The sequence below is a fragment of the Clostridium rhizosphaerae genome (genome assembly GCF_016765585.1).
Lineage (GTDB): Bacteria > Bacillota > Clostridia > Clostridiales > Clostridiaceae > Clostridium_AT > Clostridium_AT rhizosphaerae.
Window position 1 is genome coordinate 113,345 of the sequence record NZ_JAESWC010000002.1, and the last position, 24,717, is coordinate 138,061.

Consider the following 24,717-nt stretch of genomic DNA (forward strand, 5'->3'; position numbering starts at 1 on the left):
AAGCACACTATATATAATAAAAGGTTAACAACATTTTTGCAATACATTACCTAATCTTTTCATACCTTCAACTATCAATTCTTCATTCATATTGGAATAATTTAGTCTAAAGTGGTTTAAGTTTCCTCCATTTGGAAAGAAAGAGCCGCCTGGAACAAATGCTACCTTATATTTTAATGCTTCTTCTAAAATTTTTGCTGCATCCAGATTCTCATTTATTTGAACCCATGTAAATAATCCGCCTTTAGGACGTGTATATTTTACTTCTCTTGGAAAATACTTTTCAATGGAGTCCAGCATTACATCTCTTCTTCTTTTATAAATTTCTTTTATATTGTCTATATGTTCATTTAAATCATATTCTTTCATAAATAAAGCTATTTCTCTTTGTGAAATTGTACTGCATTGTAGATCCGCGCCTTGCTTTACAATTATATATTTTTGAAGTATTTCAGGATCCGCACATACCCAGCCTATTCTTAAACCAGGGCAGAAGGTTTTAGAGAAAGTTCCAAGATATATAACATAGCCTTCTTCATCAAAGCTCTTAATAGAAGGATTAACGTTTCCTTCAAAAGCCAATTCACTGTAAGGACTGTCTTCTAAAACAGGTATACTGTATTGCTTAGCTAGCTTAGCGACTTTCTTTCTTCTTTCTACTGACATGGTTTTTCCGCTTGGATTTTGAAAATCTGGAATAGTATATATCATTTTTGCATCTGGATATTTAACAAGAGCTGCTTCAAGCTCATCAACATCCATTCCATCATCATCCATCGGTATTTCAATAAATGTTGGCTGATAAGCTTTAAAGGCATTTAACGCACCTAGATAACTTGGGCTTTCGCAAATTATAATATCTCCCTTATCAACAAAAATTTTTGCTGAAAATTCCAAACCTTGCTGAGAGCCGCTGGTAATCATAATGTTATCTACTGATGCTTTAACACCTGCAACGCTCATTCTCTGCTTAGCAATAATATCTCTAAGAGGTACATAACCTTCGGTCGTGCTATATTGTAGTGCAGCTTTCCCATCTTCTCTTAAAACTTTTGAAGAAATTATTTCCATTTTATCTATTGGAAATAACTCTGGAGCGGGTAGGCCTCCTGCAAATGAAATAATATCAGGCATCTCTGTTAATTTCAACAATTCTCTAATTTCAGAAGCTTTAATTTTTGAAGTTCTTTCAGAATAACGTATGTTCATAAGAACACCCCCATATTTTATATTGTAAATTATATTTTTGTCCCCTTATAATCATTATAACAAAAATGAAGCAATTATTTCAATATTAAAATAAAATGTTATACAAATTTCATTTACCGGACAATTGATATTTTTTTAACTATTATTAAAATAATACTTTATAAAATTTAAATATTGAAGAGTATAATAATAAATAAGATAAACCCTTTAAAATTTGGTGTAAATTATATATAATATTATTTGATTAATTAAATTATGTAAAGTAAATATAGTTGTATTTTCTATAATTTTATACAGTAGTTAAAGGAGAGTTGTAATGAATAATGAACAAAACAAGAAATATCTTATAGAGACTTGGGGTTGTCAAATGAACGAAGAGGACTCAGAAAAACTTTCAGGCATGCTAAAGTCCCAAGGTTACGTTAGGACAGAGGTTAAAGAAGAAGCCTCTATTATTATATTTAATACCTGTTGCGTTAGAGAGAATGCTGAACTTAAGGTTTATGGAAACCTAGGAGCTTTAAAAAGCTTGAAGCAAAAAAAACCGGAGCTTATTATAGCTGTATGTGGATGTATGATGCAGCAGGAAGGTATGGCCGAAAATATTATAAAGAAATATCCTTTTGTAGATATAATATTTGGAACTCATAATGCATATAAGTTTCCAGAGTATTTAAATAGAGTTAAACAGGAAGGCAAGTCCATAATTGAGATTATTAATAAGGAAGAAGGTATCGTTGAAGGTATTCCAATAGATAGGGAAAGCAGCATAAAAGCATTTGTAACTATTATGTATGGATGCAATAATTTCTGTACTTACTGCATAGTACCTTATGTTAGAGGCAGAGAAAGAAGCAGAGGGCCTGAAGATATTGAAAAAGAGATTAAAGAATTAGTTTCTAAAGGCTATAAAGAAATTACTTTGCTTGGTCAGAATGTAAATTCTTATGGTAAAGGTCTTGATGATAATATGAACTTTGCAAGGCTTTTAAGAAGAATAAATAATATTGAAGGTCTTGAAAGAATCAGATTTATGACTTCTCATCCTAAGGACTTATCTCAGGAAGTAATAGATGCAATAGCTGAGTGCAGCAAAGTATGCGATCATATACATCTTCCGGTTCAATCAGGGTCTTCAAATATATTAAAGAAAATGAACAGACAATATGACAGGAACCAGTATTTACAACTTGTGAAAAAAATTAAAGAAGCAATACCAGATGTAGCGATAACTACTGATATTATAGTAGGTTTCCCTGGAGAAACAGAAGAAGACTTTGAAGAAACCTTAAGCTTGGTAAAAGAAGTAGAGTATGATTCAGCATTTACTTTTATTTATTCAAAACGCAAAGGCACGCCTGCTGATGATATGATCGAGCAGATTGACGATAAAGTAAAGCATGAAAGGTTTAACAGATTAGTTGAAGCTATTAATGAAATAAGTGCTAAAAAGAATAAAAGATATGCTGGAAGAATAGTTGATGTATTAGTTGAAGGTACAAGTAAAAACAATACTGATAAGTTAATGGGAAGAACTACTACTGGAAAACTGGTGAACTTTAAAGGTGATGAAAGCTCCATAGGACATATTTCAAAAGTTAAAATAACAGAGGCGTTTTCATTTTCACTAAACGGGGAACAGTTATAAAAAAAGCTCTTTTAAAAAAGCTCTTTTAAAAAAGAGCTTTTTTAAAATTCACTACATGAACAAAAGGAGGTATAAAAGTGGCATTAACTCCAATGATGCAGCAGTATCTGCAAGTAAAAGAAAAATGTAAAGACAGCATTCTTTTCTTCAGGCTTGGTGATTTCTATGAGATGTTCTTTGAAGATGCAGAAGTTGCATCAAGAGAACTTGAATTAGTACTAACAGGAAGAGACTGCGGACTTGAAAACAGAGCACCAATGTGTGGTATACCTTATCATGCAGCAAATTCATATATTGGAAGACTTGTAGGGAAAGGGTATAAAATTGCAATATGTGAGCAGCTTGAGGATCCAAGTGTAGCAAAAGGCATTGTAAAACGAGACATAATAAAGATTATTACTCCTGGAACTTATACGGATTCATCTTTCTTAGATGAGAAAAAAAATAATTATATTATGAGCTTATATATAGATAATTCTAAAAATACTGGTATTTGTTTTGCTGATATATCTACAGGGGATTTTTACTGCGCTAATACAAAATATAATGAGAATATCATAATGGACGAAATATCAAAGTATTTGCCGACTGAAATAATAATTTTAGATGAGTCAGATGAAGAGTTGCTGAAAGCTGTAAATGAAAGATATAATATTTTAATTTCTAAAAGAAATAAGGACTTTTTTATTGAAGGGTCTCTGCATAATTTAAAAGAACAATTTACTGATTTTAATGAGGAATTATTTCACTCCTGTACAATAAATGCAGCAAATGGGATGCTTAATTATATTTTTGAAACTCAAAAACACAGCTTATGTAATATAAATACTATTCAGTATTACAGCGTGGAAGAATTCTTAAATATTGATATCAATACAAGAAGAAATTTAGAACTTACAGAATCACAGAGAGATAAGACTAAGAAAGGTTCTTTACTGGGCATAATGGATAAAACCTGCACTTCCATGGGGGCCAGAGAGTTGAGAAGATGGATAGAGCAACCTCTTATAAATAAGAAAAAAATAGAATTAAGACTTGATGCTATTGATGAATTAGTTCATAATATAACCTTACATAGTGATCTAAAGGATGCTTTATCTGAAATTTATGATATCGAAAGAATTATTGGAAAAGTAGCGTCTAAGAGTGTTAATGCTAAAGAACTGACAGCCTTAAAAAATTCTTTAGGAAGGGTTCCTAAGGTTAAAGAAATAATAGAACAATGTAGTTCTATTATGATAAAAAGTATTTTTCAAGATATAGATGAGCTTAGTGATATTTATAAGCTTTTGGATGAAGCTATCATTGATAATCCTGCTTTGTCTGTTAAAGATGGAAGCATAATTAAAGAGTTATATAGTGACGAAGTTGACGATCTTAGAGCAGCTAAAGCTCATGGAAAAGAGTGGATAGCTTCATTAGAGCAGCAGGAAAAAGAAGTTACTGGTATAAAATCATTAAAGGTAAGCTATAACAAAGTATTTGGATACTATATAGAAATAACAAATGCTAATAAACATTTAATACCAGAGGGAAGGTATATAAGAAAACAGACATTATCTAATGCTGAAAGATATATTACTCAGGAATTGAAAGAAGTGGAAGATAAAATATTAGGCGCAGAAGAAAAACTTATCACCATTGAATATGAACTTTTTGTAGAAGTGAGAGATGAAGTTGAAAAACATATTGATAGGATGAAAAAAACTGCAAAGTTCATTGCTGAACTAGATTGCTTAATGTCTTTGGCAACTTTAGCAGTGGAAAGTAATTACTGCAAGCCAAATATTACAAATGATGGTGCTATTTCTATTAAGGACGGAAAACACCCTGTTATAGAGAAGGTAATACCTTCTGGGACTTTTGTAGCAAATAATACTTTTATAAATAATAAAGAAGATATGCTGCTTATTATTACTGGGCCTAATATGGCTGGAAAGTCAACTTATATGAGACAGGTGGCACTTATAACCTTAATGGCCCAAATGGGGAGCTTTGTACCAGCTTCAAGTGCTTCTATTTCAATATGCGATAGGATATTTACGAGGATAGGCGCTTCTGATGATTTGAATTCAGGCAAGAGCACTTTTATGGTGGAAATGTGGGAGGTATCTAATATACTTCAAAATGCCACTAATAGAAGTCTTGTTCTTTTGGATGAAGTTGGGAGGGGGACCAGTACCTATGATGGACTAAGCATAGCTTGGGCTGTTATTGAGTATATTTGTGATAATAAGGATATAAGATGTAAAACTATGTTTGCAACTCATTACCATGAACTTACAAAGCTTGAAGGTAAAATAAAGGGTGTTAAAAATTATTCTGTAGCAGTAAAGGAAATGGGAAAAGATATAATTTTTTTAAGGAAAATAATAAGAGGCGGAGCAGATCAATCTTATGGTGTTGAAGTTGCAAAGCTTGCAGGGCTGCCTGAAAGCGTTATTGCAAGAGCAAAAGAAATCTTAAAATCTTTAGAACAGGATATTTCGAAAAATGAAGATTTATCAATTAAGGAAACAGCAGTCGATGCAAGTGCAAAAAATAACATGCTTCAGATAAGCTTTTCTGATATTGAGAAAGATAGTATAATTGAAGAAATTAAGAAAATAGATATTCTAAACTTAACACCTATGGAAGGGTTTAATAAGTTATATGATTTAATTAAAAAGGTTAAATCTCTATGAAACGTGAAGGTGATAATTTGAAGAGAATTAATGTATTAGATGTTAATACTTCTAATAAAATAGCGGCTGGAGAGGTTGTTGAAAGACCATTTTCTGTAGTAAAAGAATTAATTGAAAACAGTCTTGATGCAAATAGTAAAAATATAACGGTAGAAATTCAAGAGGGTGGACAAAAATCTATAAGAATTATAGATGATGGAGAAGGAATCCATCCCGAAGATATAGAAAAAGCTTTTCTGCCTCATGCAACTAGCAAGATAAACGAAATAGACGATATTTATAAAATTAATACATTCGGTTTCAGGGGAGAGGCACTAGCAAGTGTGGCTGCAGTATCAAATGTAATATTAAAAAGCAGAACTTCTGAATTTGAGTATGGTAAGGAAATTTCAATTTCTGGTGGAAGAATAAACTATTTTAAAGATACTGGCAGCAATATAGGTACTACTATTGAGGTAAATGATTTGTTTTATAATGTCCCGGCTAGATTAAAGTTTATGAAATCGTCACAAAGAGAAGCAGCTCTTATTAATGATATTATACAAAGATTAGCTTTGGTAAATTCTAAAGTGTCTTTTAAAGCCCTTAGCAACAATAATAAGGTATTATTTACTGCTCCTAGCAATAATGTAAGTGATACTATAAGAGCTATTTATGGTAAAAATATAAGCGATAATATCACAGAAATAGAAAGACATACGGACATTGCTTCAGTATACGGATACATAGGTAATTCTGAAATCAGCAGAGGCAGCAGGAATAATCAAAGTTTATTTGTTAATAAAAGATATGTTAAAAACAGATTAATTACTACAGCTGTTGAAAGTGCTTTTAAATCGTTTTTAACTATCAATAAATACCCATTTTTTATAATTTTTCTAGAAATTTTCCCGGAGTTAATTGATATAAATGTGCATCCTACAAAATCAGAAATAAAGTTTAAAGATGAAAGATTTATATTTAAGCTAGTTTTTGATACGGTGCATGAAACTTTAAGAAAAAGTCTTAAAGATTCATTCGATATCCAAAACAATGATTTTGAAAGCTTTGATTTTGGCAAGGAAGCAAGAGAAAAAACTATAGTTCAAGTGCCTATAGATTTAAAAAGTAATTCTTATAAATACGAAAATATAGAAGAAACTGCGACTACTTATAATTCGAATATATATGGAGATATGCCTTTAAATAATAAGCATTATAATATCCTTTCCGAGAACAATTTACCTGTGATAAAGGAACAGGAGGAATTGTCTATGAAGGAAGCTAAATTTGCAGAGCTGTCAGTTATTGGACAATTCAATGATACTTATATACTTGCTCAGTCAGGTCAGGAATTATATATTATAGATCAACACGCAGCTCATGAAAAAATTATGTTTGAGAAATTCATTAAAAAAGTAAAGGAAAGTCAAGTTGTAGCTCAACTACTTTCTTTACCAGTAGTATTAGAAATGAGTAGTGAGGATTTTATGATATATTCGGAGAATAAAGAAATATTTATGAGAACGGGATTTAACATTGAAATTTTTGGAGAGAATACTATAAGTATAAGAGAAGTACCTATTATCTTGGGCAACATAGAAGTAAAAAATTTATTTCTAAATATAATTGATAATCTTAAATCTATGGGGTCTGGAGAAACTGTTGAAGTAAAGTATGACAGGATAGCCACAGCGGCTTGTAAGTCTGCTGTAAAGGCTAATAATAGATTATCCATGCTTGAAATGAATTCATTAATCAATGAACTTAGGTTCATTGATAATCCATTTACTTGTCCTCATGGAAGACCTACTATTATCAAAATAACTTTAAATGAATTGGAAAAAAGATTCAAAAGAATACAGTAATAGATCTTCTAAGGGGAAGGGAGTTAATATGAAGGATTTACTTATAATAGCTGGGCCAACTGGAATTGGTAAAACATCTATATCCATTGAACTGGCAAAGAAAGTTAATGGTGAAATAATATCTGCTGACTCTATGCAGATTTATAAGCATATGGATATTGGATCTGCTAAAATAAAAGAGGATGAGATGAATGGAGTACGGCATCATCTAATTGATGTGGTAGAACCTAATGAAGATTTCAGTGTGGCTCAGTTTAAATTACATGCCGAGGAAGCTATAGAAGATATTATAGATAGAAATAAACTTCCAATGCTTGTAGGAGGCACTGGGTTATATATAAATTCAATAATATATAATTACGGTTTTACAGATGCTGCAAAGGATGAGGAATATAGAAAACAACTTGAAATAATATTACAGGAAAAGGGTAAGGAGCATTTACATTCTTTGCTCAAGGATATAGATATAGAAGCCTATAATCGTTTGTTCCCTAATGATTCTAAAAGAGTTATGAGAGCTCTTGAGGTTTATAAGTGTACTGGAAAGCCTATAAGTGAGTTTATTAAAGAAGAAGATATATACAATATACCTTATAATGTATATTATTTTGTTCTAACGATGGATAGGGCTCAATTATATGAAAGAATAAATCAAAGAGTTGATATGATGCTTGAGGAAGGTCTTATAGAAGAAGTTATTAAACTAAAGAAAATGGGATATAATTCTAATATGCAGTCTATGAAAGGGATAGGATATAAAGAAATATTGTTTTACCTTGAGGGAAAGCTTACACTCGAGGAAAGCATTGAAATGATAAAAAAGGGAAGCAGAAACTATGCTAAAAGGCAGCTAACCTGGTTTAGAAAAGATAATAGAGCTGTATGGATAAATAAAGATGATTTTGCAAGTGAAGAAGAAATTGTTGAACATATAATGTGTAAAGTAAATAGTATGAAGAATTTATAAAAATTAGAGGAGTTTTATAATATTTATAGAATAAATATTTAAAATAAATTTTTATTTGGAGGGGAATAGAATGAATAAAACAGCTAATAATCTACAAGATATCTTCTTAAATGGAGCAAGAAAGAGTAAAATACCTGTAACTATATATTTAACTAATGGGTTCCAAATAAGGGGAAACGTTAAGGGGTTTGATAGTTTTACAGTCGTACTAGATTGCGATGGTAAACAAATGCTTATTTATAAACATGCAGTATCAACCATAACTCCTTTAAAACCAATATTATTTAGCAATCAACCTGGTGAAGATGAGTTAGTATAATTAGTATTACATAAAAGATAGGCTGTTAATTGCCTATTTTTTTTTTTTGTGTTATATTATTTAGTGTTTGAAAAGAATATTATATTTTTCATTGAAATATATGTTTGTTTTACATAGGAGGTAGCTTTACGATGCTTGATAATACAATTAATCTTTTAAAAGAGCAATATAAAATAAATGACGATGTTATAAAATTATACATAAAAGCACTTAAAGATGTTGAAGAAGAGTTTAAGTACTATGATGAAATAAGAGAATACAACCAACTTAAAATTTTAAATGCTTTTCAACAGGAAAGAATTAGCGATTCGCACTTTACTAATTCTACTGGTTATGGCTATGGAGATATTGGAAGGGATAGTTTAGACAAGGTATATGCTAAGGTATTTAACTGTGAAAGCGCACTAGTTAGACCACATTTTGTCAATGGTACTCACGCTATAGGTGCTGCTTTATTTGGTAATTTAAGACCTAAAGATACTATGATGTCAATATGTGGAACTCCTTATGATACGCTTCACAATATTATAGGAATAAGCGGTAATAAGAATATTGGTTCTTTAGCTGAGTATGGTGTAAATTACAAGCAAGTAAATTTAACTGAAGATGGAAAAATTGATTTTGAAGCAATTAAGAAACATCTTGAAGAGGATAAGACTATAAAATTGGTACATATTCAGCGTTCTACAGGTTATGGATGGAGAAAGTCTTTACTTGTATCAGAAATTGGTGAAATAATAAGTTTTATTAAAGGAATAAATCCTAATGTTATATGCTTTGTAGATAATTGTTATGGAGAGCTTATCAATAAATATGAACCAACAGATGTGGGAGCAGATTTAATTGCTGGATCGCTAATAAAGAATATTGGTGGTGGCATAGCGCCTACAGGAGGATATATCGCTGGAAAGCAAAAATATGTTGAACAAGCAGCTTACAGGCTTACCGTTCCTGGAATAGGGGGAGAGTGCGGTTCAACCTTTGGGGTAATGAGACTTCTATATCAGGGACTGTTTTTAGCTCCCCATATTGCTATGGAAGCTGTTAAAGGTGCTGTATTTTGTTCGAGAATAATGGAACTTGCAGGATTTGAAGTTCTACCAAAGTTTAATGATAGAAGAAGTGATATTATTCAGGCAGTTAAGTTTAATGATAAAGAAAAATTAATAAACTTTTGTAAGGGCATCCAAGCTGGCTCTCCGATAGATTCTTTTGTTCAATGTGAGCCATGGGATATGCCGGGGTATAATGATCAGGTAATTATGGCGGCAGGAGCTTTTATACAAGGTTCGTCCATAGAGCTTTCTGCAGATGCACCAATTAGAGAACCATTCATTGCATATCTTCAAGGTGGTCTTACCTTTGATCATGCAAAAATAGGAGTTTTAATTTCTTTGTCTAAAATATTAAAATAAAAAAGAGAAGATATCTTCTCTTTTTTGTTTTAATAAGATCTATATAAACCAACTAGCTTTCCTAGTATTTTACAGTCAGCTACAAAAATAGGTGACATAGTCTTATTTTCAGGTTGAAGCCTGATATGATTTTTTTCTTTAAAAAATCTTTTTAATGTTGCTTCATTTTCAATTAATGCAACAACAATATCACCGTTAGAAGCAGTGCTGTCTTTTTCTATAATAGCCAGATCGCCGTCCATGATACCAGCATCAATCATGCTTTCTCCAGAAATACGAAGACTAAAAAGTTCTTTGTTGCTTCTTATGTAATTAAAAGGGATAGAAAAAGTATCTTCAATATTTTCTACTGCAAGAATAGGCAAACCAGCAGTAACCTTACCGACTACAGGTATGTCAATAATTTCTCTCTTTGTTACATTATCCTTAATTAGCTCAATGGCTCTTGGTTTGGTAGGGTCTCTTCTAATAAGTCCTTTTCTTTCTAATCTTTCCAAATGGCCATGAACTGTAGAAGTAGATCTAAGGCCAACAGCTTCACATATTTCTCTAACAGAAGGCGGATATCCTTTTAATAGTACAAAAGATTTCATAAATTCATAGATTTCTGTTTGTTTGTCGCGTTTCTTTTCTAACAAGAAATAACACCTCTCAATCTTTAATTTGATTATAGCATATATATAATTAAATATCAAACAAGTGTTCTAATTCTAAGTTGATTTAAGAAAAGTATTTTGATATAATCTTTATTATACTTATTTTAAGGAGCTGTATAACAATGGGTAAAAATGAGCTTTGTATTTTTGATAAAAATAAGAACTGTAATGATTGCAATGAGTGTGATATATGTGATTTAAATCCAAGAAAAAAATGCGATAACTGTGGTAAGTGCCTTGAAATGGAAGGGTATGATATCAAGGCTATAAAGATTGATGAGGTTTTTGAAACTGACAGGGATTTGAACGAAAATGAGCAGTTAAATAAGATACATGAAGATGCTAATATAGTATTAAGCGAGGATGACGAGTTTTGGGACTATATAGAGGACATTTCAGAACTTAAGGATTTAGTTGAATCAGGGGAGGAATTAAAAGGACAGCTAGTAGAACAATATCCTGGCCTTTTAGTTTACCAAAGCAGAAAATAATAAAGAGTAAAGTTGGAAGGTATTGATTTACCTTCCAATTTTATTCTATATTTAACGGATTAGATTTAACAGCGTTTCTAAGTCTTTCATCATCCACATGTGTATATATTTGAGTAGTAGATATATTTTCATGACCAAGGATCATCTGTAGACTTCTAATATCTACATTACCATGTTTGTACATCAAAGTAGCCGCAGTATGTCTTAGTTTATGAGGTGTATATTTTAAATTAGTCAGCCCGGAAAGCTTAATGTATTTTTTTACTATTATTTCTACAGTGCGTTTATTTATACGGCAGTTTCTTTCACTAATAAAAAGTGCATCTTTGTGTTCGGGCAGTATTTTCATGGAAGCTCTTTCAAGCATATATTCTGAAATAGCTTTTATACATGCGTTGTTTAAGTAAACAGTTCTTTCTTTATTTCCTTTACCAACAATAGTTAAAGTATCGTCTTTTATTTTTGAAATGTCGATGCTGCACAGTTCTGATAAACGAAGTCCGCAGTTTAAAAATAAAGTTATTATGCAAAAATCTCTTTTAGTATGTTTTGAATCATTAGTGATAGTGGTATCTAATAAATTTTTACTTTCAGCTAAAGTTAAATAAATAGGATTCCTTTTACTTATTCTAGGAGTTTCTAATTCTAAAGCTGGATTTTCATTCAGAAACTTTGCTTTAGTGTAAAGATATTTGAAAAAGGATTTAATTGAAGCTACTTTTCTTGCTCTTGCATAGGTGCTATTATTTCTATCGCTCTCAACAAACGATAGAAAAGCATAAAAGTCTGGTAGTTTTATGCTTTTTATGTAACCATCATCAATATCAGCTATAGAAATTTGCTCGAACTCTATATCCTCTACATCTTTATCTAATTCGCCTCTGTAAAGCTTGATAAATCTAAATAACAGTGACAAATCTATCTTATATCCATCGATAGTATTTTTAGATCTCCCTTTAATTACAGAAAGATAGTTTAGAAATTCTTTTAATCTATTAGGTAAAATAGAATCAGAATTATAACTAGAGAAACCTTTAGCTTTATTTTGCATTTCATTATCATTAGAAGGGTTTTCTTTCGGAGGTTTATATTTATTTAAATCTAAATCCTTTAAAATGTTTTGAATCTGCCTAGTACTAATATTGTATATATGCGCAAGTTGAGAAGTAGAGTAGTTATTCTTTCGAAATTTATATAAATCTTCAATTATAAAAGAATAGATTTTATCCTTAAAATTGATTCTAAGATTGCTAATAATTTCTTTTTCATCACTGCTCAAAAATGTATTTGATAATATATCTTTTTCTTTATTACTGTATGTAATAGATTCATATCTATTAATTTTCATAAATTCTCCACCCCCTTCTCAATTATATCGAAGATCACTTCGTTTGTAAAGTCGATTCTAATAAATTTACATTTAGCGAAATATACTTATGCGAAATTCTTGTTGTATAAATTGCACTCCCCTAGTTTTATATGTAAAACCATAACTTTAGTTTAAATATAAAACTTAATTCAAATTATTAAACTATATTTTTCGCATTTAGTGTCCTAATAGATAAATAAATTATAGCTTCGGTAAATTCAGACTTCAAACTCCATATAAGCCCCTAGAACGAATATTTCCCAAAACAGGAGTAGAAGGGCTAAAAAACCTTTATAACTTGCCTATGGCCTTCCTATGCACTAATAGCTTTAGTGGTAGGCTTAAATGTTCTTATCTATGTTTAAGGATAATATAATATATATATAATTTATAAATATGGAGGCTTAGAATGTATAAATTAAGTATACTTGATAAGATATCTTTTATTCTGACTATTATTGGCGCAATTAATTGGGGGTTGTATGGGTTATTCAATTTTGATCTAATACATATATTGTTTGAAGCTAATTTACAGCTTGCTTCTAGAATTGCTTATATTTTAATAGGGATAGCTGGAGTTGATATGTTGATTTTTTTATTAAAAACAAGAAAATGAATAAAATGCATTGGAATGGCGAAAAAAATAAAAGGCTGATTTTAGCCTTTTATTTTTTACTCTTCTAGTGAGTCTATTAACTTTACTATTTCTTCAACAGCTAAGCTTTCATCGTCTCCAGATGCAATTACCTTAACAGTGGAGTTTTTTGTAACTCCTAATGATAAAACACCTATAAGGCTCTTTACATTAGCTTTTCTACCATTAAATTCTATACTTACGTCTGATTTAAAGGATGATGCTTTTTTTACTAATAAAGTCGCAGGTCTAGCATGTAAGCCAGTTGCGTTTTTAACAACTACCTCTTTAGTTACCACTTCATATCACCTCTACTAATTAATTATAACTAACATTTATATTATAGCATTTTTAAAAAATATTACAATGATAAAACGTTTATTTTAATTTAATAACTAGAAGAGTATCTCCGCATTTAGAAGCTTTATAATTTATATCAAATGATTCAACAAGTTCAGGATTAGTTATTATTATAGGAGTAATTGATGAAGCTTTTTTCTCTAAAAAATCTTTATCAAAAAACATCAACTTATCTCCTTTTGATACTTTATCTCCTACTTTTACGTAGGTAGCTAAACCTCTGCCTTCAAGTTTTACTGAATCAATTCCAACATGTATAAGAATTTGAAGTCCTTCTTTAGTTTTTAATACTATAGCATGTTTTGTATCATATACAAGTGTAATCTCGCCTTCAACAGGAGAAATTATGAAGTTATCTTTAGGATTTATTGCTAGGCCTTCACCTATTATTCTTTTGCTAAATAAGTAATCTTGAACTTCTGATAATGGCAAAACCTCGCCATCTACTGGCATAACTAATTTTATAGTATCATTCATAAAAAACGTCTCCTAATTAAACTAAAGCTTTTTCAAGAAATTTTCGATTCTATTTAGGCCCTTTTCTATATTTTCCAATGATGTTGCATAGGATAATCTAATATAGTTATCTACACCGAAAGCACTACCAGGAATAACTGCAACTTTTTCTTCATCAAGAAGTACATCTGAGAATATTAAAGAATCATTTATGCAAATTCCATGTATACTTTTACCTAGAACTTTCGATATATTTACCATTACATAGAAGGCGCCTTCAGGCTCTTTACATGATATATAATCCATTTTATTTATTCTGTCTATCATATATTTTCTTCTATTGTTAAATTCATTAAGCATATACTGGATAGTGCTTTGCTCCCCCTTTAATGCTTCAAGAGCAGCATACTGAGCAACTGAATTCGGATTTGAAGTGACATGGCTTTGTATATTAGACATTAGTTTAGTTATTTTTTCATCTCCACAAGCTGCATAGCCTATTCTCCATCCAGTCATAGCATAAGACTTAGATACACCATTTATTACAACTGTTCTATTATATGCATCATCTGAAAGACTAGCAATACTTATATGTTTATTGTCAGTATATATTAGCTTTTCATAAATTTCGTCAGAAATAATAATTAAATCATGCTTTTTTGCAAAATCAGCAATTTCTAATAAATTTTCTTTACTGTATACCGTACCTGTTGGATTATTAGGGCTGTTGACTATTATAGCTTTAGTTTTATTTGTAACTATCTTTTTAAGTGAATCTATATCGTATTTAAAGTTATTTTTCTCATTTGTTTCAACAAACTTTGGTACACCATCAGATAATTTTACTAACTCTGGATAGCTAACCCAATATGGTGTAGGTATAATTACTTCATCACCCGGATTGAGAATTGCCTGGAATACATTAGAAAGACTCTGTTTTGCACCTGTTGAAACTATTATTTGTGAAGGTTTATAATTTAAATTATTATCTGCTTTGAATTTTTCAACAATAGCTTCTTTGAGGTCTTTTATCCCTGACGCAGCAGTATACTTTGTAAACCCTTTTTTTATAGCTTCTATAGCCGCATCTTGAATATTTTTAGGTGTGTTAAAATCAGGTTCTCCAGCGCCAAACCCAATTACATCAATTCCTTCTTCTTTCATTTTCTTAGCTTTTGCATCTATAGATAATGTTATAGATGGTGATATACCTTCTGCTTTAATTGAGTAAATCATAATTAATCTCCTATCTATTAAAAAAATTTAATTTTAGAAACTTATTTGTAAGGTTTTCGTCTAAACCATATGTACCAATAGTAGAAACAGTATTATTATGGCTTCCATGATAGTCGCTGCCGCCGCTTATCACTAAAGAATATTTCTTAGACAGATTATAATAATCATTTACTTGCGTAGAAGAATGAGCTGGATGAAATACTTCAATACCGTTTAGCCCATAAACCTTCAATTCTTTAACTGTTTCTTTGAGGTGGATTCCTTTTCTTATTTCACCAGGATGAGCCAAAACGGAAATACCATTACAATTATTAATGAGTTTTAAAGCATCTTTATAATAAATTTTATATCTATCTACATAAGCAGGTTTTCCTTTAGTTAAGTATTGGGTAAATGCCTCTTTTGTGTTAGAGACATACCCTTTAGAGACTAATATTTTTGCTATATGAGGACGACCTAAGGTAGAACCTTCGTGAATAATATCGCTATACGAAATATCTATATCCAGATTATTCAATTTCTGAATAATATCTTTTATTCTTTTTACTCTACTGTCCTTTATTAAGCTAAGCACTTGCTGTAATTCGGCATTATGTATATTAATAAAGTATCCTAGTAAATGTAATTCTGTATCATTATATTCAGTACTTAGCTCAATTCCGGGGATAATATTAATACCAAATTGCCTAGATAACTCATTTATTTTATATTGAGAATCTATAGTGTCATGATCTGTTATAGAGATACACTTAACATTGTTTTGACTAGCCATTTCAGCAATTTCTCTTGGCCACATTAATCCATCTGAGTACGCTGAATGGATATGTAAATCTGAAAACTGCATATTATACACCTTTTCACAAAAAAATGAAGGATTACATTCATTTCATAATAATAATATATCATTTAGTATTCCTATTGTAAACATTTTTATAAATAATAATAAAACTTGAAGAAAGGTTTTCTTCAAGTTTGTGATTGTTTTATCTTATCTAGGTTGGATTATAAGTTTGATAGCTGTTTTCTTATCACCATCAATTATAACATCTGTGAACGCTGGTATACATACCAAGTCTATTCCAGTAGGAGCCACAAACCCTCTTGCAATTGCAATAGCCTTTACTGCTTGATTAAGTGCCCCAGCTCCAATTGCTTGAATTTCCGCAGTGCTAGTTTCTCTTAAAACGCCGGCTAAGGCACCTGCTACAGAATTTGGATTAGATTTTGCTGAAACTTTTAATACTTCCATTATAATAACCCTCCTGTAAAAATCTACTAGATTTTATTGACATACTAATATTTCTACATTGAAGTAAAAAAATCCTTTTAATAAAAATATTTTTCAGAAGGATACAGAATTTAATAGTAATTATTGTAATAGTATATAACTCATTAAAATAATAAGCTGCTAACCTATTTAGTCAGCAGCCTATCTATTATTACTATTTTGCGTATTCAATTGAACGAGTTTCCCTAATAACATTAACTTTGATTTGGCCAGGATACTCTAATTCGCTTTCTATTTTCTTAACAATATTTCTAGCTAATTCTGTTGCGCCAGCATCATCAACTTCATCAGGCTTAACTAAAATTCTAACTTCTCTGCCTGCTTGAATAGCAAAAGACTTTTCTACACCCTCATAAAGATTTGCAATTTCCTCTAATTTTTCAAGTCTCTTTATATATGCTTCTAGTGTTTCTCTTCGAGCACCAGGTCTTGCTGCAGAAATAGCATCTGCTGCTTGAACAAGTATTGCTTCTAATGACTGGAATTCAACATCACCATGATGAGCCCCTATAGCATTTACTATAATTGACGATTCGTGATATTTCTTTGCAAGGTCCGCTCCAATTAAAGCATGTGGACCTTCAACTTCATGATCAACAGCCTTACCAATATCATGAAGTAAGCCTGCTCTCTTTGCAACTGCTACATCTAATCCTAATTCTGAAGCCATTAATCCTGCTAAGTAAGACACTTCAATCGAATGTTTTAAAACATTTTGACCATAACTAGTTCTATATTTCAATCTTCCAAGCAATCTAATTAGTTCAGAATGTAATCCGTGTATACCAGTCTCAAAAGTAGCTTGTTCTCCTTCTTCCTTAATGTGGTTTTCAACTTCTTTTTTAGCTTTTTCAACCATTTCTTCAATTCTTGCTGGATGAATTCTACCATCTACAATTAATTTTTCAAGTGCAATTCTAGCGACTTCTCTTCTAATTGGGTCAAAACCAGAAAGAATAACTGCTTCAGGAGTATCATCAATAATTAAATCAATTCCTGTAAGTGTTTCGAGAGTTCTTATATTTCTTCCTTCTCTACCTATTATTCTCCCTTTCATTTCATCATTAGGAAGTGCTACAACATGAACAGTTGTTTCAGCTACGTGATCTGCTGCACATCTTTGAATAGCACAAGTAATAACCTCGCGAGCCCTCTTATCAGCTTCTTCTTTAGCTTTAGTTTCTACTTCCTTTATTAAAATTGCAGCATCGTGTTTAATTTCTTTTCTAATTTCATCTAATAATAATTGTTTTGCATCTTCTGAAGTTAAACCAGAAAGCCTTTCCAGTTCTTCTCTTTGCTTTTGATAAAGATTTTGAATTTGTTCTTCTAATGATTGAATTTCAAGTTGTTTTTTGTTGAGATTTTCATCTCTTTTTTCAAGCATATCACCTTTTTTATCTAATAATTCTTCACGCTGAATTAGTCTTCTTTCAAGTCGTTGAATTTCATTTCTTCGATCTCTAGACTCTTTCTCAAAATCAGTCCTGAGTCTATGTACCTCTTCTTTAGCCTCAAGTACTGATTCTTTCTTTAAAGATTCTACCTCTTTTGAGGCTTCGTCCATAATGTGTTTTGACTTTTCCTCAGCTTGTGAAATTTTAGCTTGTGATATATTTTTTCTTACATAAACTGCAGCACATATAATTGCTGCAACAGTGATTATTATGATGCCAATAATAATTATAATTGTATTAGTCAAATCTAACACCTCCTTGCTTCCTTTGCATAATTTAAATTATCAGGATATAAGCTTATAAAGGTGTTATATTTATTTAATTGGCAAAATTTGAATATGCTAAACCAGTATTTGTATACTATTTTATATTAGATTTAACTATATGTCAAGTTTATATACTTAGCATTTAATACAATTTATCGGATATATAGTATACTGAAAATTGTTGTAAAATTATTTATTTGATACATCTTCTTTTGAATTCGAAACAGCGTTATTTTCAGCTAGAGGAAGGTCATACTTACCCCTAATTTTGTTTTCGATTTCTAACAATATATCTGTATTTTCCTTTAAGAATTGCTTAGCATTTTCTCTTCCTTGCCCAAGTCTTGTTTCGTTATAAGAGAACCATGCCCCACTCTTTTGAACAATCTCTTCTCTTACACCTACATCTAGAACATTACCTTGTCTGGATATACCTTCGCCATACATAATATCAAACTCTGCTTGCCTAAATGGTGGAGCAACTTTGTTCTTTATTACTTTGACTCTTGTTCTGTTTCCTAATACTTCGTCTCCCTGCTTGATTGAATCTATTTTTCTAATGTCAAGTCTCACAGATGAATAGAATTTTAGAGCTCTACCACCAGGTGTTGTTTCTGGATTACCGAACATGATACCAACTTTCTCTCTAAGTTGATTTATAAAAATTGTTACACATTTTGATTTGCTTATTGAGCCTGCCAGTTTTCTTAACGCTTGAGACATTAATCTAGCTTGTAGGCCTACATGTGAATCACCCATTTCACCTTCAATTTCAGCTCTAGGAACTAAAGCAGCAACTGAGTCAACTACAATAACATCTATGGCATTAGATCTAATTAAAGCTTCAGCAATTTCTAAAGCCTGCTCACCTGTATCAGGTTGTGATATAACAAGATTATCTATATCTACGCCAAGAGCTTTTGCATATGTGGGATCTAAAGCATGTTCTGCATCAATATATGCTGCAGCACCGCCTTTTTTTTGTGCTTCAGCAACAATATGAAGAGCAACAGTTGTTTTACCTGAAGATTCTGGCCCAAATATCTCTACAATTCTTCCCTTAGGTACTCCTCCTATTCCAAGTGCAATGTCTAAATCTAAGCATCCTGTTGAAACAGAATCAAGATTTAAAACACTGTGCTCACCAAGTTTCATTATTGAGCCTTTTCCAAATTGCTTTTCTATTTGTCCCATAGCAGCTTCTATAGCTTTTAACTTTTCATTATCCATAATTACCCCGTAAGGGTTCACATCCTTTCTATTTAACGAACATTAGTTCTATTTAATTATATAATATATTATTTAATTGGTCAACACTGAATAATAAAAAGTTCCTAAAAATTTCTAGGAACTTTTTATAGTTATATCCTTTTTTAAAATTATTAATCACTTATCTGTTCTAATAACATCTTTATTTTTCATAAAATAGTCTAATCCAGATAAAATTGTTATAATTACAGCCAATATCATACTTATTTTAGTTATTAAAACAAAGTAGTAATTATTGTATGTTAGGTTTACTAATGCTAAGATAATAGCAATAATTTGTACAACTGTCTTTATTTTTCCCCACCAGCTTGCTGCAATAACAACCCCTTCTGCAGCAGCAAGTGATCTTAGTCCAGTTACAGCAAATTCTCTAGCAATAATAACCATAGCTATCCAAGTTGGAATTAATTGAAACTCAACAAGCGATACAAGAGCTGCTGTTACCAAAAGCTTGTCAGCGAGAGGATCCATGAATTTTCCAAAGCGAGTAATTTGATTTCTGCTTCGTGCTATGTACCCGTCTAGTTTATCGGTCATGGCAGCAACTATAAAAACAGCAGTAGCTATTTCTTTGCCGTAAGGTATTCCTTTGACAGCTATAAATACCAAAAATATTGGTATTAAAAAGATTCGAATAACTGTAAGTTTATTAGCAAGATTCATTATATACAACTCCTATTAAATCATATTCTAACGACTCAGTTATTTTTACATTTATAAATTGGCCTAAAGTTAATTCTTCATTACTCTTAAAATATATTTCACCGTCAATTTCAGGAGACATTTCATAACTTCTTCCTGAGTATAGTCCATCTTTTTTATAGTTTTCTACTATCACTTCATACACTTTACCAATTTTATTATCATTTATTGCTGAAGAAATTTGCTGCTGCAATAGCATTAACTCTTTTTCACGTAATTCTTTAGTTTCTTCGGAAATTTGGTTTTCCATTAATGCTGCAGGTGTATCCTCTTCTTGTGAATACTTAAAAACTCCTAATTTATCAAACTTTGTGTATGAAATAAACTCTTTTAGTTCGTTAAAATCCTCGTCAGTTTCATTTGGAAAACCTACAATAATTGATGTTCTTAAAGTAAGTTTTGGTATAGCTTCTCTCATTTTTTTTATATTATTGATAATTTCTTCTTTACGACCTCTTCTATTCATTCTTTTTAATATATTATTGCTTATATGCTGAATTGGCATATCTATATATTTGCATACTTTTGGGTTATCAGCAATTTCTTGAATTAATTCATCCGTTATTTCTTCAGGATAACAATATAATAGTCTTAACCAAGATATTCCTTCTATTTTGGACAGTTCACTTAGAAGATAATTAAGATTCTTTTTTCCGTATATATCAATTCCATACATAGTGGTATCTTGAGCTACTAATATAAGTTCAACTACACCAGACTCGGCTAATACTTTTGCTTCATTAAGTATATCCTCTACTTTTCTACTTCTATATTTACCTCTAATTTTAGGGATTACGCAATATGTGCAAAAGTTGTTGCAACCCTCGCCTATTCTTATATAAGCAGTGGATTTGCTTGTGGTTAAGATTCTTTCGCCTTCTTGAAAATAGTTGTCACTGTAATCAAGATGATATATTCTAGTACTCTTAGCTAAAAAGTTTTCTATGCTATCAATTAATTTGTCATAATTATTAACGCCTAGCATTATATCAATTTCAGGCATTAAATCCAATAATTCTTCTTTGTACCTTTGGCTTAGACACCCTGAAACAACAAGCACCTTACAGTTATATAGCTTTTTGTATTTTGCCATTTCTAAAATTGTATCTATAGATTCTTGTTTAGATGATTCTATAAATCCACAAGTATTTACTAAAATAATATCTGCTTCTTTCGGATTATTGACTAACTCATATTTTTTATTCAATTTCCCTATGGCTATTTCTGAATCAATTCTATTTTTGTCACAACCTAAACTTATAGTACCAAACTTTAGTCTATCCACGAGGCTTCCTCCTAATGTTAATATGAATACATAAATAATTTTAAATCTCATTTGGCAAATTCACAAGTACTATATAAAATTATTAATAAATTTTAATTATTATGAAGATAAGATTCCGTTGATAAGGATTCTTTATCTATTAATATTTGTCTTGGTTTGCTGCCATCTTTTCCTGAGATAATTCTTAGTTCTTCCATTTGTTCAATAATTCTTGCCGCTCTATTATACCCTATTCTAAGTCGTCTTTGCAACAAAGAAGTTGAAGCTTGTCCTGCATCAAAAACTATTTTAACAGCCTCTCTCATAAGCTCATCTATTTCATCCGAGGAAGATTCTGTCTTATTATCTAATTCTTCAAGTATTTCAGTACTATACTCCAATTCAGACTTCTGATTCTTAATATAAGAAACTACTTTTTCTACTTCTTCCTCTGAAATAAATGCTCCTTGTATTCTTAATGGTTTTGATTCACCTACTGGATAAAACAGCATATCTCCTTTACCTAGCAATTTTTCGGCACCTGATGAGTCTAAAATTGTTCTTGAGTCAATTTGACTAGAAACTGCAAATGATATACGTGAAGGTATATTTGCTTTTATAACACCTGTTATTACGTCAACTGATGGTCTTTGGGTGGCGATAACTAAATGCATACCTGCTGCTCTTGCCATTTGTGCAAGTCGTCCAATATAATCCTCAATATCATTAGGACATACCATCATCAAATCTGCTAATTCATCTACAATAACAACTATCCAAGGTAATTTGTCCTGTAGTTTTCCCTTATTAACAAGTTCATTATAGCTTTCGATATTTCGGACATTATTATCTGCAAACAGCTTATATCTCCTAGTCATTTCATTAACAGCCCAATTTAATGCCGCTGCGGCTTTTTTAGGATCTGTAACAACTGGAATTAACAAATGAGGAATTCCATTATAAACACTTAGTTCAACAACTTTAGGATCAATCATAAGAAGCTTTACATTTTCTGGAGAATACTTATAAAGCAAGCTTATGATTAACGTATTAATACACACACTTTTACCAGAGCCAGTAGCCCCAGCAATAAGTAGATGAGGCATTTTACTTAAATCAGAAACAACACAATTGCCTGCTATGTCTTTTCCTAAACAAAAGGATAGATTTTTACTATGGGCTGTAAATTCCTGAGATTCAACAACTTCTCTTAAAAAAACAGGTGTTAAATCTCTGTTTGGAACTTCTATACCAACAACTGACTTACCAGGAATAGGAGCCTCAATTCTTACTCCAGATGCTGCAAGACTTAACGCTATATCATCAGACAAATTAACAATTTTACTTACTTTAACTCCAGCGTTAGGCTGAATTTCAAATCTTGTTACAGAAGGTCCTTTTGTAACTTGTACAACTTTAGCTTCAACACCGAAACTACTCAATGTTTCTTCAAGTTTGCTGGCATTATTAATTAAATCTTTTTTATCCTCTTTGTTCAATTTAGATAAATTATTAAAATTCAAAAATTCAGTAGGAGGGTATGTATATTCTGCAATATCTTCACCAGATACTTTATTTATTTGTGCCTCAAGTTCTTTATTAATAGAATCCTTTGAAATAGTATCTTCATTATTTTGTGAAATATTAGATTCTGAAAGCTCATCCGTAGATTTCATGAAATCAATAATTTTCAATTTATTGTTGACCTTGTTAATAAAATGTTCCTTTTCACTATCATATGCAACTAAATTTTCGCTCTCTACACTAGGTGAATTCTCATTGTGTATATTCTTTTGACTTTTTTTCTTTACTTTTAAGGTTGGTTTTATCTTAATAACAACATCATATAGTGAAACCTGCCAAACCATTATAATCGAAATAATATATAAAAATATAAAGATAATATAGCAACCTATTACACCAAACAACTTATATAGTGGAACATCTATAAGAAAACTAATTATTCCACCATGTATATTAGTATCGGAATTATATATTTGCGATATTCCAAGAATTATACTGTCTTGTGAATAATAAGAAGTCATATTAAGCATTTGTAAAAACATTAATGTAGTTATAAAAAATAATAGAATACCATAAAATTTTTTGTTGAAGCTAATATTACCCTTTTTTAGTATGTAACAAAAGCCTATAAAGACAATAAAAAAAGGAAGTATATATGCTCCAAGTCCTAATATTGCTATTAGCATTTTTTTGATAAACTTTCCTACTATACCAGAAGAAGAAGTTGAAAATATACTGAACATAGAAAGAATTCCAAAAGTTATATATAATAACCCGATAATATCATAATTAGTATTTGTTTTTTTCTTTGCCAAAATAGTCACCTCCTTGAAATATTATTCTACACAATTTACAAATTTCCTTTACTTCTAAATATAAATGTTAAAATTACAAAAACTAACCATAGGAAAAATCCTATGGTTTACTTTTAGTCGTAGTATCAATAAGTGAATCAAGTTTTCTTAATGCTTCACTTATACCTCCTACATCATCAATTAATCCATATTCTACAGCTTGATTGCCTATTAGAATTGTTCCCATATCATTAAGAAGCTCATCACTTTGAAGCATAAGCTTTTTTAATGTTTCTTTATCTATATTGCTCGTTCTAGTGATAAACTCTATAATCCTATCTTGCATTTTATTAAAATATTCAAAGGTTTGAGGAACACCTATTATTAACCCATTCATTCTTATTGGATGGATTATCATTGTAGCAGAAGGTGAAATAAAGGAATAATCTGCTGAGGTAGCTAAAGGAACTCCTATAGAATGACCTCCTCCAATAACAAGTGATACAGTAGGTTTACTTAGACTTCTTATCATTTCTGCAATTGCAAGACCTGCTTCTACGTCTCCACCTACAGTATTTAATATTATAAGTACACCTTCTACCCTTTCATTAGTTTCAATAGATATAAGCTGTGGGATTACATGTTCATACTTAGTGGCCTTTGTTTGTGGCGGAAGCATCATGTGCCCTTCCACTTGGCCTATAATTGGGAGAATTTGAATTCTCTCATCTGGCCTAGGTATATTTGATACACCAAGTTCTTTAATATTATCTAAATCTTTTTTTGTATTTTCTTCCGACATATACATTCCTCCTAGCATAAACTAGTTTTTACAATAGAAGAAATATATATGCATTAAAAT

22 protein-coding genes are annotated in these 24,717 nt (G+C 30.8%); 8 read left to right on the top strand and 14 right to left on the bottom strand.

What is annotated here, in order from left to right:
- Positions 1-24 precede the first annotated feature (24 nt).
- Complete coding sequence (locus JK636_RS03705) at positions 25-1,209, bottom strand: aminotransferase-like domain-containing protein (RefSeq protein WP_202747503.1); 1,185 nt, start codon at positions 1,207-1,209, stop codon at positions 25-27.
- 316 nt (positions 1,210-1,525) lie between these two features.
- Here JK636_RS03705 and miaB point away from each other — a divergent pair, with 316 nt between their 5' ends.
- The 6 genes from miaB (at position 1,526) to JK636_RS03735 (ending at position 10,089) form a co-directional block, all read left to right on the top strand.
- Entirely contained in the window at positions 1,526-2,857 is a 1,332-nt protein-coding gene (gene miaB / locus JK636_RS03710) for a tRNA (N6-isopentenyl adenosine(37)-C2)-methylthiotransferase MiaB (protein WP_202747504.1), read from the top strand.
- A gap of 77 nt (positions 2,858-2,934) precedes the next feature.
- On the top strand, positions 2,935-5,541 hold the full coding sequence (gene mutS / locus JK636_RS03715; protein WP_202747505.1) for a DNA mismatch repair protein MutS: 2,607 nt from the start codon (positions 2,935-2,937) through the stop codon (positions 5,539-5,541).
- Between the two features lie 17 nt (positions 5,542-5,558).
- Entirely contained in the window at positions 5,559-7,388 is a 1,830-nt protein-coding gene (gene mutL, locus JK636_RS03720; protein ID WP_202748719.1) for a DNA mismatch repair endonuclease MutL, read from the top strand.
- A gap of 28 nt (positions 7,389-7,416) precedes the next feature.
- Positions 7,417-8,355: a tRNA (adenosine(37)-N6)-dimethylallyltransferase MiaA gene (gene miaA, locus JK636_RS03725; protein ID WP_202747506.1), complete on the top strand. Its 939-nt coding sequence runs from the start codon at positions 7,417-7,419 to the stop codon at positions 8,353-8,355.
- A gap of 70 nt (positions 8,356-8,425) precedes the next feature.
- Positions 8,426-8,674 carry an RNA chaperone Hfq gene (gene hfq / locus JK636_RS03730; protein ID WP_202747507.1) on the top strand — a complete coding sequence of 83 codons (249 nt, stop codon included), beginning with the start codon at positions 8,426-8,428 and terminating at the stop codon, positions 8,672-8,674.
- Between the two features lie 131 nt (positions 8,675-8,805).
- Complete coding sequence (locus JK636_RS03735; protein ID WP_202747508.1) at positions 8,806-10,089, top strand: methionine gamma-lyase family protein; 1,284 nt, start codon at positions 8,806-8,808, stop codon at positions 10,087-10,089.
- 29 nt (positions 10,090-10,118) lie between these two features.
- Here JK636_RS03735 and lexA read toward each other — a convergent pair whose 3' ends face one another.
- On the bottom strand, positions 10,119-10,727 hold the full coding sequence (gene lexA / locus JK636_RS03740; RefSeq protein ID WP_202747509.1) for a transcriptional repressor LexA: 609 nt from the start codon (positions 10,725-10,727) through the stop codon (positions 10,119-10,121).
- Positions 10,728-10,867: 140 nt separating this feature from the next.
- On the opposite strand from lexA, the gene JK636_RS03745 reads away from it, so the two are divergent.
- Positions 10,868-11,236, top strand: coding sequence for a hypothetical protein (locus JK636_RS03745; RefSeq protein ID WP_202747510.1), 369 nt, complete (start codon positions 10,868-10,870; stop codon positions 11,234-11,236).
- A gap of 40 nt (positions 11,237-11,276) precedes the next feature.
- Here JK636_RS03745 and JK636_RS03750 read toward each other — a convergent pair whose 3' ends face one another.
- Positions 11,277-12,287 carry a tyrosine recombinase XerC gene (locus tag JK636_RS03750; protein WP_243428151.1) on the bottom strand — a complete coding sequence of 337 codons (1,011 nt, stop codon included), beginning with the start codon at positions 12,285-12,287 and terminating at the stop codon, positions 11,277-11,279.
- A 727-nt stretch (positions 12,288-13,014) separates the two neighbouring features.
- Here JK636_RS03750 and JK636_RS03755 point away from each other — a divergent pair.
- Positions 13,015-13,221 carry a DUF378 domain-containing protein gene (locus JK636_RS03755; protein WP_202747512.1) on the top strand — a complete coding sequence of 69 codons (207 nt, stop codon included), beginning with the start codon at positions 13,015-13,017 and terminating at the stop codon, positions 13,219-13,221.
- A gap of 56 nt (positions 13,222-13,277) precedes the next feature.
- On the opposite strand, the gene JK636_RS03760 is transcribed toward JK636_RS03755, so the two are convergent.
- From JK636_RS03760 to JK636_RS03810, 11 genes are all read right to left on the bottom strand, one after another.
- Positions 13,278-13,538, bottom strand: coding sequence for an HPr family phosphocarrier protein (locus tag JK636_RS03760; RefSeq protein WP_021655118.1), 261 nt, complete (start codon positions 13,536-13,538; stop codon positions 13,278-13,280).
- Positions 13,539-13,617: 79 nt separating this feature from the next.
- On the bottom strand, positions 13,618-14,076 hold the full coding sequence (locus JK636_RS03765; protein ID WP_202747513.1) for a PTS sugar transporter subunit IIA: 459 nt from the start codon (positions 14,074-14,076) through the stop codon (positions 13,618-13,620).
- A gap of 21 nt (positions 14,077-14,097) precedes the next feature.
- On the bottom strand, positions 14,098-15,291 hold the full coding sequence (locus JK636_RS03770; RefSeq protein WP_202747514.1) for a pyridoxal phosphate-dependent aminotransferase: 1,194 nt from the start codon (positions 15,289-15,291) through the stop codon (positions 14,098-14,100).
- 10 nt (positions 15,292-15,301) lie between these two features.
- The gene (locus tag JK636_RS03775; RefSeq protein ID WP_202747515.1) at positions 15,302-16,135 is read right to left on the bottom strand and encodes a PHP domain-containing protein; all 834 of its coding nucleotides are present in this window, start codon (positions 16,133-16,135) and stop codon (positions 15,302-15,304) included.
- Between the two features lie 144 nt (positions 16,136-16,279).
- Positions 16,280-16,540 (bottom strand): stage V sporulation protein S, encoded by a 261-nt coding sequence (locus tag JK636_RS03780; RefSeq protein WP_202747516.1) that lies wholly within the window; start codon positions 16,538-16,540, stop codon positions 16,280-16,282.
- Positions 16,541-16,733: 193 nt separating this feature from the next.
- Entirely contained in the window at positions 16,734-18,290 is a 1,557-nt protein-coding gene (gene rny / locus JK636_RS03785) for a ribonuclease Y (RefSeq protein WP_202747517.1), read from the bottom strand.
- 201 nt (positions 18,291-18,491) lie between these two features.
- On the bottom strand, positions 18,492-19,532 hold the full coding sequence (gene recA / locus JK636_RS03790; RefSeq protein ID WP_202747518.1) for a recombinase RecA: 1,041 nt from the start codon (positions 19,530-19,532) through the stop codon (positions 18,492-18,494).
- A 156-nt stretch (positions 19,533-19,688) separates the two neighbouring features.
- On the bottom strand, positions 19,689-20,234 hold the full coding sequence (gene pgsA, locus JK636_RS03795) for a CDP-diacylglycerol--glycerol-3-phosphate 3-phosphatidyltransferase (protein ID WP_202747519.1): 546 nt from the start codon (positions 20,232-20,234) through the stop codon (positions 19,689-19,691).
- Complete coding sequence (gene rimO, locus JK636_RS03800; protein ID WP_202747520.1) at positions 20,221-21,558, bottom strand: 30S ribosomal protein S12 methylthiotransferase RimO; 1,338 nt, start codon at positions 21,556-21,558, stop codon at positions 20,221-20,223. Before rimO ends, pgsA begins: the two co-directional genes overlap by 14 nt.
- Positions 21,559-21,650: 92 nt before the next feature.
- Positions 21,651-23,876 carry an FtsK/SpoIIIE family DNA translocase gene (locus JK636_RS03805; RefSeq protein WP_243428116.1) on the bottom strand — a complete coding sequence of 742 codons (2,226 nt, stop codon included), beginning with the start codon at positions 23,874-23,876 and terminating at the stop codon, positions 21,651-21,653.
- Between the two features lie 100 nt (positions 23,877-23,976).
- Positions 23,977-24,657, bottom strand: coding sequence for a ClpP family protease (locus tag JK636_RS03810; protein WP_202747521.1), 681 nt, complete (start codon positions 24,655-24,657; stop codon positions 23,977-23,979).
- Between the last annotated feature and the right edge of the window lie 60 nt (positions 24,658-24,717).